General features: G+C 40.2%; 17 protein-coding genes. 11 read left to right on the forward strand and 6 right to left on the reverse strand.

All coding sequences use genetic code 11. The annotated features are described in order from the left end of the window. Nucleotides 1-233: 233 nt before the first annotated feature. From DFQ04_RS18505 to mfd, 3 genes are all read right to left on the reverse strand, one after another. On the reverse strand, nt 234-350 hold the full coding sequence (locus tag DFQ04_RS18505) for a YdeI/OmpD-associated family protein (RefSeq protein ID WP_394345585.1): 117 nt from the start codon (nt 348-350) through the stop codon (nt 234-236). A gap of 525 nt (nt 351-875) precedes the next feature. Then, entirely contained in the window at nt 876-2,099 is a 1,224-nt protein-coding gene (gene gldJ / locus DFQ04_RS17965; protein ID WP_133558467.1) for a gliding motility lipoprotein GldJ, read from the reverse strand. 180 nt (nt 2,100-2,279) lie between these two features. Then, complete coding sequence (gene mfd, locus DFQ04_RS17970; protein WP_133558469.1) at nt 2,280-5,627, reverse strand: transcription-repair coupling factor; 3,348 nt, start codon at nt 5,625-5,627, stop codon at nt 2,280-2,282. Nucleotides 5,628-5,796: 169 nt separating this feature from the next. Here mfd and DFQ04_RS17975 point away from each other — a divergent pair, with 169 nt between their 5' ends. Next, a complete protein-coding gene (locus DFQ04_RS17975; protein ID WP_243739719.1) occupies nt 5,797-6,372 on the forward strand; it encodes a cytochrome c oxidase subunit 3 in 576 nt (191 codons plus the stop codon). Further along, nucleotides 6,372-6,821: an SRPBCC family protein gene (locus DFQ04_RS17980; RefSeq protein ID WP_133558473.1), complete on the forward strand. Its 450-nt coding sequence runs from the start codon at nt 6,372-6,374 to the stop codon at nt 6,819-6,821. Before DFQ04_RS17975 ends, DFQ04_RS17980 begins: the two co-directional genes overlap by 1 nt. Here DFQ04_RS17980 and DFQ04_RS17985 read toward each other — a convergent pair. After that, nucleotides 6,799-7,278, reverse strand: a complete 480-nt coding sequence (locus tag DFQ04_RS17985) for a Fur family transcriptional regulator (protein ID WP_133558475.1) — start codon at nt 7,276-7,278, stop codon at nt 6,799-6,801. The two genes, DFQ04_RS17980 and DFQ04_RS17985, sit on opposite strands and share 23 nt — an antisense overlap. Nucleotides 7,279-7,562: 284 nt before the next feature. Here DFQ04_RS17985 and DFQ04_RS17990 point away from each other — a divergent pair, with 284 nt between their 5' ends. The 4 genes from DFQ04_RS17990 to DFQ04_RS18005 all read left to right on the forward strand — a co-directional run bounded on the left by DFQ04_RS17990 (nt 7,563) and on the right by DFQ04_RS18005 (nt 10,673). Then, a complete protein-coding gene (locus DFQ04_RS17990; protein ID WP_133558477.1) occupies nt 7,563-8,735 on the forward strand; it encodes a retroviral-like aspartic protease family protein in 1,173 nt (390 codons plus the stop codon). Nucleotides 8,736-8,837: 102 nt separating this feature from the next. Then, complete coding sequence (locus tag DFQ04_RS17995; protein ID WP_133558479.1) at nt 8,838-9,428, forward strand: LemA family protein; 591 nt, start codon at nt 8,838-8,840, stop codon at nt 9,426-9,428. Nucleotides 9,429-9,436: 8 nt separating this feature from the next. After that, on the forward strand, nt 9,437-9,871 hold the full coding sequence (locus DFQ04_RS18000; protein ID WP_133558481.1) for a TPM domain-containing protein: 435 nt from the start codon (nt 9,437-9,439) through the stop codon (nt 9,869-9,871). Beyond that, nucleotides 9,852-10,673 (forward strand): TPM domain-containing protein, encoded by an 822-nt coding sequence (locus DFQ04_RS18005; RefSeq protein WP_133558483.1) that lies wholly within the window; start codon nt 9,852-9,854, stop codon nt 10,671-10,673. The genes DFQ04_RS18000 and DFQ04_RS18005 overlap by 20 nt, the downstream gene beginning before the upstream one ends. Nucleotides 10,674-10,747: 74 nt before the next feature. On the opposite strand, the gene DFQ04_RS18010 is transcribed toward DFQ04_RS18005, so the two are convergent. Next, on the reverse strand, nt 10,748-11,170 hold the full coding sequence (locus tag DFQ04_RS18010; RefSeq protein ID WP_133558485.1) for a nucleoside-diphosphate kinase: 423 nt from the start codon (nt 11,168-11,170) through the stop codon (nt 10,748-10,750). A gap of 180 nt (nt 11,171-11,350) precedes the next feature. Between DFQ04_RS18010 and DFQ04_RS18015 the strand changes: the two genes are divergently transcribed. From DFQ04_RS18015 to DFQ04_RS18030, 4 genes are read left to right on the forward strand one after another with little or no spacing between them, the layout of a single operon-like run. Next, nucleotides 11,351-12,385: a DHH family phosphoesterase gene (locus tag DFQ04_RS18015; protein ID WP_133558487.1), complete on the forward strand. Its 1,035-nt coding sequence runs from the start codon at nt 11,351-11,353 to the stop codon at nt 12,383-12,385. A 41-nt stretch (nt 12,386-12,426) separates the two neighbouring features. After that, a complete protein-coding gene (locus DFQ04_RS18020; protein WP_133558489.1) occupies nt 12,427-13,353 on the forward strand; it encodes an FKBP-type peptidyl-prolyl cis-trans isomerase in 927 nt (308 codons plus the stop codon). 25 nt (nt 13,354-13,378) lie between these two features. Next, a complete protein-coding gene (locus DFQ04_RS18025; RefSeq protein ID WP_133558491.1) occupies nt 13,379-13,942 on the forward strand; it encodes an FKBP-type peptidyl-prolyl cis-trans isomerase in 564 nt (187 codons plus the stop codon). Next, the gene (locus tag DFQ04_RS18030; protein WP_133558493.1) at nt 13,939-14,487 is read left to right on the forward strand and encodes an FKBP-type peptidyl-prolyl cis-trans isomerase; all 549 of its coding nucleotides are present in this window, start codon (nt 13,939-13,941) and stop codon (nt 14,485-14,487) included. Before DFQ04_RS18025 ends, DFQ04_RS18030 begins: the two co-directional genes overlap by 4 nt. Before the next feature lie 23 nt (nt 14,488-14,510). Here the strand turns inward: DFQ04_RS18030 and DFQ04_RS18035 are convergent, their stop codons facing one another. Beyond that, complete coding sequence (locus tag DFQ04_RS18035) at nt 14,511-15,086, reverse strand: methyltransferase family protein (protein ID WP_133558495.1); 576 nt, start codon at nt 15,084-15,086, stop codon at nt 14,511-14,513. A gap of 30 nt (nt 15,087-15,116) precedes the next feature. Between DFQ04_RS18035 and DFQ04_RS18040 the strand changes: the two genes are divergently transcribed. Next, a complete protein-coding gene (locus tag DFQ04_RS18040; RefSeq protein ID WP_449353864.1) occupies nt 15,117-16,328 on the forward strand; it encodes an NAD(P)-dependent oxidoreductase in 1,212 nt (403 codons plus the stop codon). Nucleotides 16,329-16,330: the final 2 nt, after the last annotated feature.

Raw genomic sequence — 16,330 nt, forward strand, 5'->3', positions numbered from 1 at the left:
AGACTGGAGTACCAGTGGTTTGGCAAGACCCGACCTATCCACAACTGTGACGAGGTGACCTGTACCCCTGCGATGCACCAGCTGAACAGACGTACCGAGCTGAGAGTGGGCAAGACCTCCTACGGCTACACCGGCAGACAGAAGAAGGTGGATACCATGTAAGCACCACAAAACAGAACAGATAACAAATCCTAACCATCAAAAAAGGCCTTCATCTCGAAGGCCTTTTTGGTTTAGAAAGGTTTGGGGAAGGAATTGGCCCTTAAATTCTTTTCGGCAAGTTTGACCGTTTCTTGAATTCTTTTCAACCGAGTATTTTCTGTTTTTGCGTTATAAATCCACTCTAAAATTCCTCTTCTAGCGGAGGACCGGAATTCTTTCCAAAACTGAAAAGTGACGAAATCTTAAGAAAATTCCCACAAATGGTCCTTTGGTTCGATATGCACGTCAACTTCATTTAGAGCATTCCATGTTCTATTGACTTTAGCAAGTTCAACCATGGCTAGCCCAGAAGCTCCCATTTTATTCTCTTTTATCAGTTTTGCGACCTTTTCTTTATTGACTTTGCTCCAGTTGCTTTTTGGATTGCGCTTTGAAAAATATAAATAGAAGCTTTCTTTATCTCTTTTGTTGGGTTTACTATCTACCCATCCAAGGCATAAAGCAACATTGATTGCTTTATCTAAAGAAATGTTAGGTTTTCTACTTCCTTTTTAAAAATGATAAGTCAAACGGAGTCGAATTTTTCCTGATTAGTCCTTAACCATTTCCTCCTAGCTTATGAAGATTCTCTGTAAAATTCAGGCTTTTCATTTTTTCCTTTTCAAAAAAAAAGCCCGAATAAATCGGGCTTGTATTTAAGTGATATTGGAATGTTATTTTCCTCGTTCTCCAATAGAGATCATTGCACATCTAAAACCAATGTGGTTGGTAGCAGAATCTTGGTGCATAAATCTTCTAGTTCCTGGAGCAAGCCAATAAGCTACATCTTTCCAAGAACCTCCTTTGTATACTCTTAATTCGTCAGTAAACATTGAGGTTTCATAGTTTTCCTGCTCGTCATAAACTCCATCTTTTCTAAGTGGGTTAAGATCATCAGCATCTTGGAAAGTCAACGGTCTGTAAACGTCATAAACCCATTCGTTCATGTTTCCAGCCATATGATACAATCCAAAATCATTTGGAGCCATGTCATAAACGTTGGTAGGAAGAATCTCACCGTCATTTCTTTGATTACCAGAAATACCGGCGTAGTCACCACGGCCTCTTTTGAAGTTGGCTAAGAAATCACCTTGTTTACCTTTTCTTTTCACATTGTATGGATTTCTAACCCCTCTTCCGTCCCATGGATAGATTCGTCCATATTCCTGGTTTTCATCCAAATATTGGGTACCGATCATGGCTTTTGCTGCATATTCCCATTCTGCCTCATTTGGAAGACGGAAATCTGCCATCGCCACACCTCTTTCGATCAATTGATTTTTAGTGAAGGAAGAATCAATTCCTCTTTCTTCTCTTACTAAATCCTGAACGAAATCAGTTCTCCATTTAGAATAAGTATTTGCTTGCTTCCAAGAAACTCCAGCTACTGGATAAAAATTGAAACCGGGGAAACGGAAATAATAAGACTGATACAAATCATTGAAAGACATCGCTCCAGACCAAACGTTATCGGCTGGCTCAAGCTTGGCCACAGAATCAGCGCTTACCTTTTTCTTCATGTAAAACAAAAATTCTCTGTAATCATTGTTAGTGATTTCAGTTTCGTCCATGTAAAAAGAGGCAATTGAAACAGTTCTTTCCAAATTGTCCCGGAAAGCCATTACGTCATCTTCCTGAGAACCAAGCACAGTTCTACCGCCTTGGATAAATTTCAAATTTGGACCAGGAATTTGCTCAGCTCTTCTAGCTACGAAAAAGTTTGTGGAATCATTTTCGTCGAAAGAAAATTCAGATCCAGTTGTCGCACTTTTCTTACCCGGATCATTGGCGGTACGTCTTCCGTACCCAGGAGTTTTGTTACAAGAAGATAAAAAGCTTGCAGAAACCAGCATAAAAGCTGATGCCCACATTCCCCAAGAGTTGTTTGTAAGACGCATATTTCAGATGTTAGGTCTATTTCAGATTGCTAATATATAGGCATTGAAATCTAGTTCCAATGATTTTTATTTTTGTGAGTATTTGCAAAAGGCCTTGAAATCAATAATTGAGGCATATTCTGCAAAATACTCATGCGAAAGCGCAATATTTATGCCAGTTAAATTTTGAATTTTTTTTCTCTATTTCATTTCTAAAAGCATCTTTTCCGCTTCTTTGATCGACTTTATCCCTTCAATGGTAAGAATCAAACGATTTTTGTACTCCTTTATTTTACAATTTTTTGGATGGAGTTGGACAAATTTCATAATTCCTCCAAAAATCCCTGAGGAATAAAAATCATCCCGGCCAGAAGGCAATAAGTAACACTTCATTTGTTTGCCCTTCAACACTAGCTTTTCGATTCCCAATTTTTCAGCCAACCACCTTAGGCGAACAGTTTCCATCAGATCTTTCACGGTCTCTGGAAGAGGGCCAAATCTATCTGAAAGCATGGAAGAAAATTTGCTCAATTCTTCCTCATTTTTGATGGAATCCAGCTTGGAATATAGGCCTAATCGTTCGCTGATATTTCCAACATATTCTTCCGGAATAAGGAGTTCCAAGTCCGTTTCAATGGTACAATCTTGTACCAAAACCTTTACTTTTTCCTTAAGATCGGTTTCGAAAAGCGCAGCAAATTCATTTTCCTTCAGTTCTTGAACTGCCTCATCGAGAATCTTGTGATACATCTCAAAGCCCAAATCAGTGATAAATCCACTTTGCTCTGCACCCAAAAGATTGCCGGCTCCCCGAATATCCAAATCCTTCATGGCTACCTTAAACCCATCTCCCAGATCGGAAAATTCTTCCAAAGTCTGCAATCTTTTCCTTGCTTCAGGAGTCAATCCAGACATCGGAGGGGTCAAAAGGTAGCAGAAAGCCTTTTTGTTACTTCGACCAACTCGTCCCCGCATCTGGTGAAGATCGCTCAAGCCAAACATGTGAGCCCGATTAATGATGATTGTATTGGCATTTGGAATATCCAAGCCTGATTCGATGATATTGGTTGAAACAAGCACATCGTATTCATGATTGATAAAATCAACCATGATTTTTTCAAGCTTCTTTCCGTCCATTTGACCATGAGCACCAATTACCCGGGCATCTGGAACCAGCTTTTTGATCAAGTTTGCGATGCTATCTATTTCTCCTACACGATTGTGAACAAAAAACACCTGCCCTCCTCTCCTCAATTCATAAGCCACTGAGTCGCGGATGATTTCTTCTTGGAAAGTTTGGACTTCAGTTGTTACAGGTTGCCTATTGGGAGGAGCAGTGGCAATTACTGAAAGATCCCTTGCTCCCATCAAGGAAAAATGAAGTGTTCTAGGGATTGGAGTGGCTGTCAAGGTGAGTACATCCACGTTGACGCGAAGATTTTTCAATTGATCTTTCACCTTTACCCCAAACTTCTGCTCCTCATCAATTATCAAAAGGCCAAGATCCTTGAATTCAATGTCTTTGTTAACAATCTTATGAGTTCCGACCAGAATATCAATTTCTCCGGTTTTGACTTGATTGACGATTTCTTTGACTTCCTTGGTTGTTCGGAAGCGATTGATATAATCCACCTTTACTGGGAAATTTTCTAGCCTTTCCTTGAAGGTTTGAAAATGCTGCATGGCCAAGATGGTCGTAGGAACCAAAACCGCCACTTGCTTTCGGTCATTAACAGCTTTGAAAGCCGCCCGAATAGCAACCTCCGTTTTCCCAAATCCCACATCTCCACAAACCAATCGATCCATGGGGTAATTTTTTTCCATATCAGATTTTACATCTGAAGTGGCTAAAGCCTGATCCGGAGTATCCTCATAGATAAATGAGGATTCCAACTCAATCTGTAAAACTGAATCCTTGGAAAATTGAAATCCTGGAGCTGACCTTCGCTTGGCATAAAGGTTTATCAAATCCTTGGCAATGTCCTTAACCTGCTTTTTGACCCGACTCTTTTTATTCTCCCAATCCGGTGATCCCAATTTGGACATGGAAGGAACTTGGCCTTCCTGTCCGGAATATTTTGAGATTTTATGAAGGGAGTGAATGTTAACATACAGGAGGTCATCGTCCCTAAAAATCAATCGGACCGCTTCCTGCATTTTCCCCCCGACATCCACTTTTTCCAAACCTGCAAAGCGACCTACCCCATAATCGATATGCACCACAAAGTCCCCAGGATGCAGACTTTTTAGCTCTTTTATAGTTAGTGCCTTTGATTTGCTGGCCTTTGCTTTGGTTTTATAGCGATGAAATCGCTCAAAAAGCTGATGATCTGTATAGCATGCGATTTTTAGGTTTCTGTCGACAAAACCCTCTCTCAATCCTAAAAGCATGCTTTGGACGTGTAGAGTAGGATCTAGCTCATGAAAAATACCTAAAAGCCGATCAATCTGCTTTTCATTTTCTGCGGTAATTAGATTGGTGATTCCAGATTTTTCATTTTCGGAAAGATTGGCTACCAGCAGATCAAAATTTTTATTGAAGGATGGCTGAGGCTGACTGTCCCAAACAATTTTATTTTCTGTCTTGAGATAAAATTGACGCCCAAACTCTACTGTTGAGAATTGTTTGATTTGGTTGGTAAAAGGCTTTGCTCCATCAAATAAATCTTCAGGTTTTAGAAGTAATTTTTCGGTGTGTGTAGCTTTGACAATCTGCTGAAAAGCCTGTTCTGCTTTATGAAAACACTCCTCCATCACGTCAGCAGTGAGTTGAAAATCTTTCAACCAAACGATGGTTTCTTGTGGTAAAAACTCCAAAAAAGACTGACGTACTTCCTGCAAAAGCTTGGTTTGTACGTTCGGGATCAGAGAAATCTGATCTACTGAAGCTATGGAAAGCTGAGTTTCAGGATCGAATGTTCGAATGCTTTCTACCTCTTTTCCAAATAGCTCCAGTCGATAAGGATGCTCAAAGGAATAAGAGAAAACGTCCAAAATCCCTCCCCGGATAGCAAATTGCCCTGGCTCATAGACAAAATCCGTTCGCTCAAAGTCATAGCTCGACAATAGCTCAGTCACAAACTCCATGTCTACTGCCTCTCCAACTCTTACCGAAAAGGTATTTTCCACCAAGGATCTTTTGTTAATCACCTTTTCATAAAGAGCCTCAGGATAGGTGATGATCAGGCTTGATTTTCTTTTGGTCTCTAAGATTTTATTCAAAATCTCTGCTCTCATCAGCACGTTGGCATTATCCACTTCGTCATACTGATAAGGGCGCTTGAAGCTTCCTGGGAAAACTAGATGATCTTCAATACCCAAGAGGTTTTGCAAATCTGAATTGAAATAAGCGGCCTCTTCCTTGTCCTGTGCAATGATTAGATGAGTTCCTCCTTTTTGCTCAAAATAGGAAGCGAGCAATACCATATCCAAGCTACCGGAAAGACCTCGAAGCTGAATTTTAAACTGGTCTTTAGAACTTAGCTGAAGACTTAAGGTCTGAAAAATCGGGTCGGCTTGGTATAGAGAAATGAAGGACTGTCGATCCACAGTGGGCTAATTTTGGAATGGGGTGCCTAGGTTGAATGCGCAAATTTAGGGCTTTTGAGCTTTACTAGACTTAATTCTTCTGAAATGGTAATTTTCTGAACCAAGTGCCCGTTAAAATGTTTGAGATTGCATGGGAGACTCGAATACATCATCAACCTTTCTCCAAAAAATGGAAAGGCTGCATCCATACGAGATGCTGCTCTATCTTGGCATGGTCAGTAGTGGCCTTATTTTCCTTTTTCTGACAGCTGCTTTTCTCTTTTCTGGTTTGCATCAGCTCGCCGGATTTAACAAGCACATACCGGTTTCCTTTCTGATTTCTACATTTTTGCTTGTCTTAAGTGGATATACAGCTACTAAAATGAGACTTTACTATCAGGAGGAAAGGATTCCTGAGTTGGAAAGTTCTCTTAGAAACACTTTCCTTTTGGGAATTGCCTTTACTGTTTTACAGTTTGCAGGATGGAAAGAATTGGATCAAATGGGAGTGAGTTTCACCGGAATTCCAAGCGGAAGCTTTCTATATGTACTTTCCGGAATCCATATTTTTCACCTGTTGGGAGCCATGGTTTTTGCTTTGATTCTCCTCTATCAGTTGAGAAAAACTCAAGAGGATGGGATCAGGCGGCTGATCTTGGTGACCAATCCTTTTGAAAAAATGAGAATCCGCTTATTTACTGTCTATTGGCACTTTATGGATGTGATTTGGCTGATTTTGTTTTTACTATTTATCCTAAGTTTTTAATGAAATTGACCCTAGAAACTACCGTCGAGCAGGGCTATTTGGATGTAAAATCCGGATTCACGGAAAAGCTATTCAAAAAGTTAAGCCCTCCATTTCCTCCGGTAAAAGTCATTCGATTTGATGGCTGTGAAAAGGGGGATTTAGTCAGCCTAGAGTTGAATTTCCTTCTTTTCAAGCAAAAATGGACCAGTGAAATCAAAGAGGGATTCACCAATGAATTTGAGTTTTGCTTTGTAGACGAAGGAATTGAATTACCCTTTTTCCTTAAAAAATGGCATCACCGACACCGGGTAATTTCTTCTGGGATCCAGTCAAAAATTCGGGATGAAATCACTTTTGAGGCTCCTTTGGGACTTTTGACTCTACTTTTATATCCAGCAATGTGGGTTCTGTTTTCCTATAGAAAACCCATCTATAAAAAGATGTTTAAAAGGGCTGTAAATCCTTGAGATTTTCGCAATTCTCAATTTTACAATCCCCATACAAAACAAGGGAATGACTGGTGATGGCCGATTGGAAGCTTTTACCCATCGCCTCTTTGATTTCATTGATTTTTGGATCTGAAAACTCACGGATTTTGCGGCACTGGTTGCATACGTGATGATCGTGATGCTTATAGGTTAGTGCCTGTTCGTACAAAGCAACCTTGTCCTTGAACTGGTGTTTTACCGCTAAACCACTTTCAACCAAGAGGTCCAAAGTATTGTAAATAGTGGCCCGACTGATCGTATAACCCTTGTTTCTCATTTTGAGAAAAAGCCCTTCTACGTCGATATGCTCATCTTCCGGCAATAAATACAGTTCGTCAATCACAGAAAATCGCTCAGGAGTTTTCCGGCTGCCTTGTTTGGAAAGAAAGTTTTCGAAGATTTTTTTCGCCTTTTCGATCAGTACTGTATTAGCCATGGGAATGTGAGATAATTTTAAAGATGAAATTTTCTGATTTTTTAGGCAACCTAGAAGCCCATTGGCCATCTAATTTGGGTTCATTCTAAATTGGAAAGAAGTTATGACTTTGTTTTGCAACAATTCTTGGCAGAATTCGATTTTTAAAAGTAAAGGACTCTTTTAAAGTTGTTAACTTATAGAGACCATTCACCCAACTTATCTACCTCTTGAAAAAACATCTTCTTTGGTTTTTTTCACTGCTTTTGCCTTTACTACTTGAGGCTCAGGTACCTGGATTTTTTATGAAGGAGGATAAACGTATGGTTAGAATTCCATTCTATTCTTCCAATAGTTTGATCATTATTCCTGTTTCGATTAATGGCAATGAGGCTGTCAATTTTTTGGTAGATACTGGAGTAAAATCGAATATACTTTTTAGCAAAAAATTAGGCGATGCTCTGGGGCTTGAATATACCCGGAGGATAAACATAGTCGGAGCTGATGGAAGTGATCAAATCATGGCTCAGGTTTCTCCCATAAATACCTTGGATGTGGGTCCTGTGGAAGGAAGACTCCAAAGTTTATTGGTCTTAGAGGAAGATTTTTTTGAATTGGAATCTGTAATCGGGGTACCTGTTTATGGAGTGCTTGGATATGAATTTTTCAAATACAATCCCATAAGAGTCAATTATGACGATGGGTGGTTGGATTTTTTTAGAGAAAAGGCCATGAAATGGAAACCTCCGTTTTATAGAAAACTGGACATGTCCATTGATGATAGTAAAGCCTATATCCAGGCAAAGATTAAGCAAAGCAATGGTCCAAAATTGAAGGCTAAATTATTGGTTGATACAGGGGCAAATCATGGGCTTTTACTCAATAGAGAAACTTCAGACTCAATCAAAATGCCTCTTGAGTTTATTGAATCTGAGTTGGGACAATCTTTAGGTGGTGTTTTGTATGGATATATAGGGAGAGTTTCAGCGCTTAATTTGGGAGGTTTGACTATGGAGGAGGTATTGACTTCATATCCTGAAGAGACTGACTATAGCTCCATAATTAAAGCCTCTGGCAGAATGGGAAGCCTAGGGTCTGAAGTCTTGGGGAAAACAAGGATAATTTTAGACTATCCAAGAAAGAAATTTTTGGTGAGAAAAGGGCAGACTTTCTATACTCCCTTTGAATTTGACATGAGTGGTCTTATAGTCAAAAAAGTGCCAAATGATGAAAACCGGATTTTTATAGGGGAAGTAAGACCAGGGTCTCCAGCTTATAGAGTTGGTATTTTACCATTTGATGAAATACTTTCCATCAATAAGGTTCCGACATTTTTATGGGAACTTACTGAGGTTTTTAAATTGCTAAGGTCAGAGGAAGGAAGGGAAATCCAATTTGAAATGAGGAGGTATATCAACAATGATATCAACCAATTCAGTGACTACAAAGTAAGCATCTTCCTTAGAAAGCAGATTTAGTATTTCTACTTACAAAAGAAAATTTGGGTAAATTTGATCCAAGTGAAAACAAAAGAGGAAGATTTACGTGAACTCTCCTCGCTTTAAAATCAACTTAGAACTATGAAAAAACTCCTTATTCCAATCGCCATCCTAGCTGTAGTCGGTATTTTCATCTATACCAAGGCAGTTGGCACTTACAACATGTTTGTTCAAAAAGAAGAAGTAATCAATGGCCAATGGGCAGAAGTCCAGACGCAATACCAGCGTAGAGCGGATTTGATTCCCAACTTGGTGAATACGGTTAAGGGCTATGCAGAATTTGAGCAGGAAACTTTGACTGGTGTTGTAGAAGCACGGGCAAAAGCCACTTCTATTCAGATTGACCCGACTAACTTGACTCCTGAAAAATTGGCTGAATTCCAGCAGGCACAAGACCAACTTTCAGGCGCATTGAGCAGACTCTTGGTCACTGTAGAAAAATATCCTGACCTCAAGGCAAATCAGAATTTCTTGGAGCTTCAGGCCCAATTGGAAGGAACTGAAAATAGAATTTCTGTTGCCAGAAGAAACTTCAATGAATCCGTTCAGGACTTTAATTCCAACCTCAGAACCTTCCCTAATAACATTTTCGCAGGCTGGTATGGCTTCGAAACGAAAGGGTATTTTGAGGCAGCTGCGGGTGCTGAAAATGCGCCAACAGTCCAATTCTAATCTAGATCATGGCTGAAAAATTATTTTCTCAGGAAGAAAAAAAGAGCATCGTTGAAGCAATTCAATCGGCTGAGCTTCGTACTTCCGGGGAAATTCAAGTTCATATCGAAAACCACTGCAAAGGCGACGTAATGGATCGAGCAGCAGAGGTTTTCGAAACTTTGAAAATGTACCAAACCAAAGAACGAAATGGGGTCTTGGTCTATTTGGCTGTAGAAGATCATAAGTTTGCCATCATAGGCGATGCAGGGATCAATTCAGTGGTTCCCAAAGATTTTTGGGAAAAATGTAAGGACCTCATAGCTGAACAGTTTCGTCAGGGGAATTTTACCAAAGGACTAATTGCCGGAATACATCAAGCCGGAGAGCAGTTGAGAACGCATTTCCCGTATGATGCTAAGTCAGACCAAAACGAACTATCAGATGAGATTTCCTTTGGGTAAAAAGCCCGTTCTTCTACTACTTTCTTTTTTTCTTTTCCAAGTTGGATTTGGGCAGGATTTCCCTCCTGTACCTAACCCTCCCAAATTGGTCAATGACTTTACAGGAACTTTGAGTAGCGAGGAGGTTAATCAGCTGGAACGAAAACTGGTGGCTTACAACGACAGTACGTCTACCCAGATAGCCATTGTGATGATGCGGTCTACTGGAGAGTATGAAATTGCAGATTACTCTCAGAGATTAGCTCAAGCTTGGGGAATTGGCGGGGCAAATAATGATAATGGCATTCTCATTTTGGCCGCAATGAATGACCGGAAGGTTTTTATTGCGACTGGTTATGGAATGGAAGGGGCAGTTCCTGATGCATTGGCCAAACGGATCGTGAACAACCTGATTATTCCCAATTTCAAAATGGAGGCTTATTATCAGGGTTTGGACCAGGCCACGGATATGATCATCAAACTTGCCTCAGGAGAATACAAAGCGGATGAAGTCACTTCAGATGGAAACCATGGTGGAGCGGCAATTCTGATTTTCTTGTTTATCCTGTTTTTTATCATCATTCCATTGATCAAAAACCGTAAGGATAACGACAACCACATGGGTGGAAAAGGAGGAGGAATAGACCTTTGGACTACTATTATGCTGGCCAATATGCTTAAAGGTTCCAGCCGAGGAAAGTGGGGAGATTTCTCAGGGGGAAGAGGTTCCTTTGGAGGTGGAGGAGGATTCGGTGGCGGAGGAGGTTTTGGCGGCTTCGGAGGAGGATCCTTTGGAGGAGGTGGAGCCGGAGGAAGCTGGTAAGCTTGAAAAGATAAAAAGCAAAAAGCGCCAATTCGGCGCTTTTTTGTTTTAGTACTTTTCAGAAGATGTTCAGATTATAGAACTCTTTCCAACTGAGAGAAGTAGAAATTGCCTTCGATAGCAGCATTTTCGTCAGAATCTGATCCATGAACTGCATTGGCTTCGATAGACTTGGCAAATATTTTTCTGATGGTTCCTTCTGCAGCATTTGCAGGATTAGTAGCACCGATCAAAGTTCTGAAATCTTCCACTGCATTATCTTTTTCCAAAATAGCAGCGATGATTGGTCCAGAAGACATGTATTTGCAAAGGTCTGCGTAGAAAGGTCTTTCCTTATGCACTTCGTAAAATTTACCGGCTAGTTCTGGAGTCAATCGGGTAGCTTTCATGGCTACGATTTTAAAGCCTGCTTCTTCGATCATTTTCAAGATTGCGCCTGAATTGCCTGCTTCGAACGCGTCAGGCTTGATCATAGTGAATGTTCTGTTTCCTGCCATGGGAATGATTTGGTTTAATTTGGCCGCAAAAATAGGGTTTTTCAGGACAAATCAGGTCTAATCTTTAGGATTAATCTTGTAGAGTCTTCATTTTCAGTGAAGTTGGTACTTTGGCAATTCTAAAAAAAATGTAGACCTTTGCAGGCTATTGGAGCCAAAAGTGCCGCTGAATTAGACTAAATGGAAGCTTTAGCTACGTTTGAAAAAGAACTTTCCTCACCCAAAAAAATATTCATCACCACTCACGTAAAGCCTGATGCGGATGCATTGGGTTCCTCTTTAGGTCTGGCTAATTACCTGATTAAGAAAGGACATGAGGTTACGGTGGTGACTCCTACGGATTATCCTTCTTTCCTGAATTGGATGAAGGGGAACGAATTCGTGCTTGATTTTAGCAAACAAGTGGACAGGGATTTGGCTGTGAAAAAACTCAATGAGGCAGAAATGATTTTTTGCCTTGATTTCTCGGTTTTAAACCGGGTAAATGAATTGGGTGAAATGATCCGTAAATCCGATGCCTTCGTTGTCAATATAGACCATCACCAGGATCCTGAGGATTTCGCAAAATTTAAATTCTGGAGTACACAAGCCGCTGCAACTTGTGAGTTGGTTTATGAACTCATTGTCAAGTTGGGGGATAAGAATCTGATTGATAAAGACATTGCAGAATGTCTTTACGCAGGAATCATGACAGATACGGGTGGATTTAGGCATCCAAATACCACCAAAAATGTCCATCTCGTGGTTGCTGAATTGATTGATTTGGGAGCAGATGTATCCCAAATCGCCAATTGGATTTATGATTCCAATTCTGTTAATCGTTTGAAATTTATCGGTTTTGCGATCACCAGAAGATTGGTGGTGAGAGAGGATATCCATACAGCCTATTTCGTTATCAGCAAAAAAGATCTTAAAAAATATCAAAGCCAGACTGGAGATACCGAAGGTCTGGTGAATTATGCCCTATCTTTGGATGGGATTAAACTTGCCGCATTGTTTTCTGAACGGGAAGACGGAATAAAAATCTCTTTTAGATCAAGTACCGAAGTAGCAATCAACAAATTTGCTGCGTCCTACTTCAACGGAGGAGGTCATAAAAATGCTGCTGGAGGTAAATCAACACAAAGCCTGAAAGAAACCGTCGAGTATTTTGAAAAGCTCGTGGAAGAAAGTCAGGAGGAACTGTTTCACTCCGAAAGCGTCACTGCTAACTAAAGCTCAACTTTAAGAATACCTTGAAAATTCTCTTATACTTTATGAAAAACAAACACAGCCTTTTGGCAGCTCTTGCACTTACTGTAGGTGTGAGTACTCTTTCCTCCTGTCAAAAATCGAAAGTCACTGAAAAGGACGGGATTGAATACACTTATATCAAAGAGGGAACAGAAAAAGCTCCTAATGGGGATTTCCTTCTTTACAATTTGGAGATTTCTACCGCTAGCGATTCTGTAATATATACGACTTTGAATCAGCCTTTTCCAGGCTATTTGATGGCTACGGATACCCTTACTCCTCAAAACGGAATGGATGAGATTTTCCTAAACTTAAAAAAAGGAGATTCCATTACATTCAAGTCTACTGCAAAGATCATTTTCAATGGCAATCAACCTGAATTCTTGAAAGAGGATGATTTGCTTACCGTGAAATTGGGTGCATTCGACGTGAAAACTGATTCTGCAATGCAGGCCTATTACATGGAAGTAATGATGGCTGAGCAGGCTAAAAGCGCTGAAAGGGCCAAAGTTCTTGTAGTAGAGGAAGGTCAAAAAATCGAAGCTTATGCTGCTGAAAAAGGCCTTACTGTTCAAAAGACTGAAAATGGCTTGTATTACGTAATCGAAAAAGAAGGAACCGGTGAGGCTACTACTCCTGGTACTACCATGTATGTGAACTATGCCGGGTATTTGTTGGACGGAACTTTGTTTGATACCTCCATCGAAGAAATCGCTAAAGCTAATAATGTCTTCAGTGAAGAAAGACCTTATGAGCCACTTCCAGTAAATGTTGGAATGGGTCAGGTAATTCCGGGATGGGATGAGGGTTTGATGTTGTTGAAAAAAGGCTCTAAAGCTAAATTCTTGATTCCTTCTCCGCTTGCTTATGGTGAGGCTGGAGCAGGAGCACTAATTCCAGCAAACTCAATTTTGATTTTCGACGTAGAAGTTACCGACGTTCAGAAATAATCAACATTAATTTCAAAGCCGAACTATGAAAAACAGGTGGATTGCTTTCCTAACACTTCTTGTCGGAGCCATTTCTATTGCCTCCTGTGTAGATCCAGACCAAACTCAAGAAGTTATTCTGGAGCGAGACAAAGAGGCTATTGCGAAGTATTTGCTGGAAAATCCGATCTCCTCTGTGAAAGAATACTCAGAACCGATTGAAGGGTTTTACATGTTTTGGCAAGTTTCAACAGATCCTAAAATCAATAATCTTCTTCGTGGGGATACCGTGACGGTAGACTATGCTGGGAAATTATTGTCAAATAAATATTTCGATACATCGAAAGAACAGTTTGCAAAGGATCAGGGGATTTATAACTCCACAAGAAATTATACCCCTTTAAAATATCCGTTAGGCTATGGTTTAACAATATCCGGATTTGAATTTGCCGTCTCCCTGATGAGAGAAGGGGAAAAAGCTACAGTAATTTTCCCTTCCAGACTTGGATATGGTTCACAGCCCCAAGGTCCTGTGCCATCAAATTCTCCTTTAATATTTGAACTAGAGCTTAAGAATGTGAAGCTCGGAGTCAATCATCTCAATCCATGATCAAAAAAGTTTTACCTGTATTTTTCCTAGGCCTCATTGCCCTATTTTCCTGTGAGCCAACCAATCCGTTTAACATTGGTCCGGTTTACGATTATGAGGGAAATTTGGCAAAGGACAGGGTTAAAATCGATGCCTATCTTGATACTGCAAAAATTGATAGTATCTATAGAATCCATGATCCATCAGGTGTGGTGATCATTGTTCAGGAAGAAGGAGCAGGTTCTCGTCCAATTACCAATTCAGTAATCTATACTGATTATACAGGGTTTTTGATGGAGGACGGTACCGTCTTTGATACCAGCTATGAAAATGTAGCTAGAGATAATGACATTTTCGATGAAAAAAGGGATTACATTCCTCTCCGATTTATTCTAAATACCAATCAGGTAATATTCGGGTGGGATATTGCATTCAATAGAATCCGGCCAAAAACCAAGGCGGTATTTGTGATTCCCTCACCTTTGGCCTATCGGGACAAGGAGGAGACCAGAATACCCGCCAACTCAATTTTGGTATTTAATATTGATTTCCTAGGACTAGATTAAAAAAGGGCTCTAAAGCCCTTTTTTTAGTTAAAGATCTTCGGGAAAAAGGCCGGGATCTCTTGTTTGTATTTTCTATAGCTTTCTCCGAAAAGGGCAACCAAATTTTTCTCCTCGAAATAAATTCCAAAGGGAAGGTATAGGGCCAAACAGGCCAAATGAATCAAAGATCCCAAGGTTCCAGCCACTAAAAAATACCCCAGAAAAACCAGCGTTATGCCTAAGTATAATGGGTGCCTTGATTTGCTGTAAATCCCTTTTTGGATTAATTCGGTCGATTTTTTTTCCTCTTTGAAAAGGAAGTTATTCACAGAAATCTCCTTCATTGATCTACTGAATACCACTATGCCTAGGGTCGCCAATAAATAACCCAAATACCTGGGGAATCCACGAGAGTCGAAGAGATGATGAACGGACAGGAATAATGCCTGAAAAAAGATTCCTGAAAAAAGCAGGATTGATAATAAAGTGTAGAAAAGGCGATAGTTTTTATAGAATCTTGGCCATTCCGCCTCCAAAAATCTTTTTAACTTGCCTGAAGCTAGCGCAGTGTGCAAGAAATAGAATAAGACCCAGCTGAGGATCAATAGTACATTTGCCATTATCAGGAATTAAACCCGGAAATAAACCCCATGATTAAAATCGGAATAATCCGTGAAGGAAAAAACCCACCAGATAAGCGAGTTCCCTTTACTCCGACACAAATAAAGGAATTGATTCTTAACTATGGAGAAGACCTTGAATTTTTGGTAGAATCTAGTCCGAATAGATGTTTCGATGATCAAGAATACATCCAGGCGGGAGTTAGAGTGGTGAATGACGTGTCCGAGGCAGATATTCTTTTTGGGGTTAAGGAAGTCCCAATTAGCAATTTACTCCCAGAAAAAACTTACTTTTTTTTCTCCCATACCATTAAAAAGCAAGCCTATAACCGCCCGCTTTTGAAAGCTATTTTAGCCAAGAATATCAGGTTGATTGATTATGAAGCTCTCAAGAATGAGGAAGGGAATAGAGTGGTGGCTTTTGGAAGATGGGCTGGAATTGTAGGTGCCTACAATGCGCTTTGGACGTATGGGCAGAAAACCGGTTTGTATGAAATTGAAAGAGCCCGAAATTTAGATGGGCTTTCAGATCTCCTAAATGAACTCAAAAAGATCCAGCTACCTCCTATAAAAATCATTGTAATTGGAACTGGAAGAGTGGGGAAAGGAATAAAGGAAATTTTAGGAGCATTGGGTATACAAGAGGTCAGCGCCCATGATTTTATTCATTCATATTATGAGGAGCCGGTTTTTGTGGTGTTGAAATCCGAAGATTTTAATCGCAGAAAAAGTGATGGGGGATTTGATAAGGAGGAGTTTTATTCCAGCCCCGAAAAATATGAAAGCCATTTCCAGAAATTTGCCGAAGTCGGTGAAGTTTTGATTGGAGGAGGATATTGGAATCCCGGTGCCCCGAGATTATTTACCATGGAGGATATCAAGTCCCCTGACTTTTCTATTTCCGTAATTGCAGACATTACTTGTGACATAAGAGGATCAATTCCGACGACCATAAGAGCATCAACTATCACAGACCCGATTTATGATATCGAAAGGGAATCTGGTGCAGAAATTCCAGCATTTGGGAGTCAGACGAGTATCTCCGTCATGGCTATTGACAACCTTCCCTGCGAATTGCCCAGAGAATCCAGTGAGGAATTTGGTAGGCATCTCAGCAAATGGGTGATCCCAGCCTTGTTTGAGGAAAATTCACCCATTTTGGAAAGGGCAACTGTCACCAGAGATGGGGATTTGACTCTTGAGTTTATGTATTTGATGGATTTTGTAAACCAAGAAGAATAATT

It is taken from the genome of Algoriphagus boseongensis, assembly GCF_004362805.1.
GTDB lineage: Bacteria > Bacteroidota > Bacteroidia > Cytophagales > Cyclobacteriaceae > Algoriphagus > Algoriphagus boseongensis.

Coding starts and splice junctions, on each gene's coding strand:
- gldJ (WP_133558467.1), bottom strand. CDS start 2,099: ATGCGTCTTACAAACAACTCTTGGGGAATGTGGGCATCAGCTTTTATG.
- DFQ04_RS18040 (WP_449353864.1), top strand. CDS start 15,117: ATGATTAAAATCGGAATAATCCGTGAAGGAAAAAACCCACCAGATAAG.
- DFQ04_RS18030 (WP_133558493.1), top strand. CDS start 13,939: ATGATCAAAAAAGTTTTACCTGTATTTTTCCTAGGCCTCATTGCCCTA.
- DFQ04_RS17985 (WP_133558475.1), bottom strand. CDS start 7,278: ATGGCTAATACAGTACTGATCGAAAAGGCGAAAAAAATCTTCGAAAAC.
- DFQ04_RS17980 (WP_133558473.1), top strand. CDS start 6,372: ATGAAATTGACCCTAGAAACTACCGTCGAGCAGGGCTATTTGGATGTA.
- DFQ04_RS17995 (WP_133558479.1), top strand. CDS start 8,838: ATGAAAAAACTCCTTATTCCAATCGCCATCCTAGCTGTAGTCGGTATT.
- DFQ04_RS18025 (WP_133558491.1), top strand. CDS start 13,379: ATGAAAAACAGGTGGATTGCTTTCCTAACACTTCTTGTCGGAGCCATT.
- DFQ04_RS18005 (WP_133558483.1), top strand. CDS start 9,852: ATGAGATTTCCTTTGGGTAAAAAGCCCGTTCTTCTACTACTTTCTTTT.
- DFQ04_RS18020 (WP_133558489.1), top strand. CDS start 12,427: ATGAAAAACAAACACAGCCTTTTGGCAGCTCTTGCACTTACTGTAGGT.
- DFQ04_RS17990 (WP_133558477.1), top strand. CDS start 7,563: ATGAAGGAGGATAAACGTATGGTTAGAATTCCATTCTATTCTTCCAAT.
- DFQ04_RS18015 (WP_133558487.1), top strand. CDS start 11,351: ATGGAAGCTTTAGCTACGTTTGAAAAAGAACTTTCCTCACCCAAAAAA.
- DFQ04_RS18010 (WP_133558485.1), bottom strand. CDS start 11,170: ATGGCAGGAAACAGAACATTCACTATGATCAAGCCTGACGCGTTCGAA.
- DFQ04_RS18000 (WP_133558481.1), top strand. CDS start 9,437: ATGGCTGAAAAATTATTTTCTCAGGAAGAAAAAAAGAGCATCGTTGAA.
- DFQ04_RS17975 (WP_243739719.1), top strand. CDS start 5,797: ATGGAAAGGCTGCATCCATACGAGATGCTGCTCTATCTTGGCATGGTC.
- DFQ04_RS18035 (WP_133558495.1), bottom strand. CDS start 15,086: ATGGCAAATGTACTATTGATCCTCAGCTGGGTCTTATTCTATTTCTTG.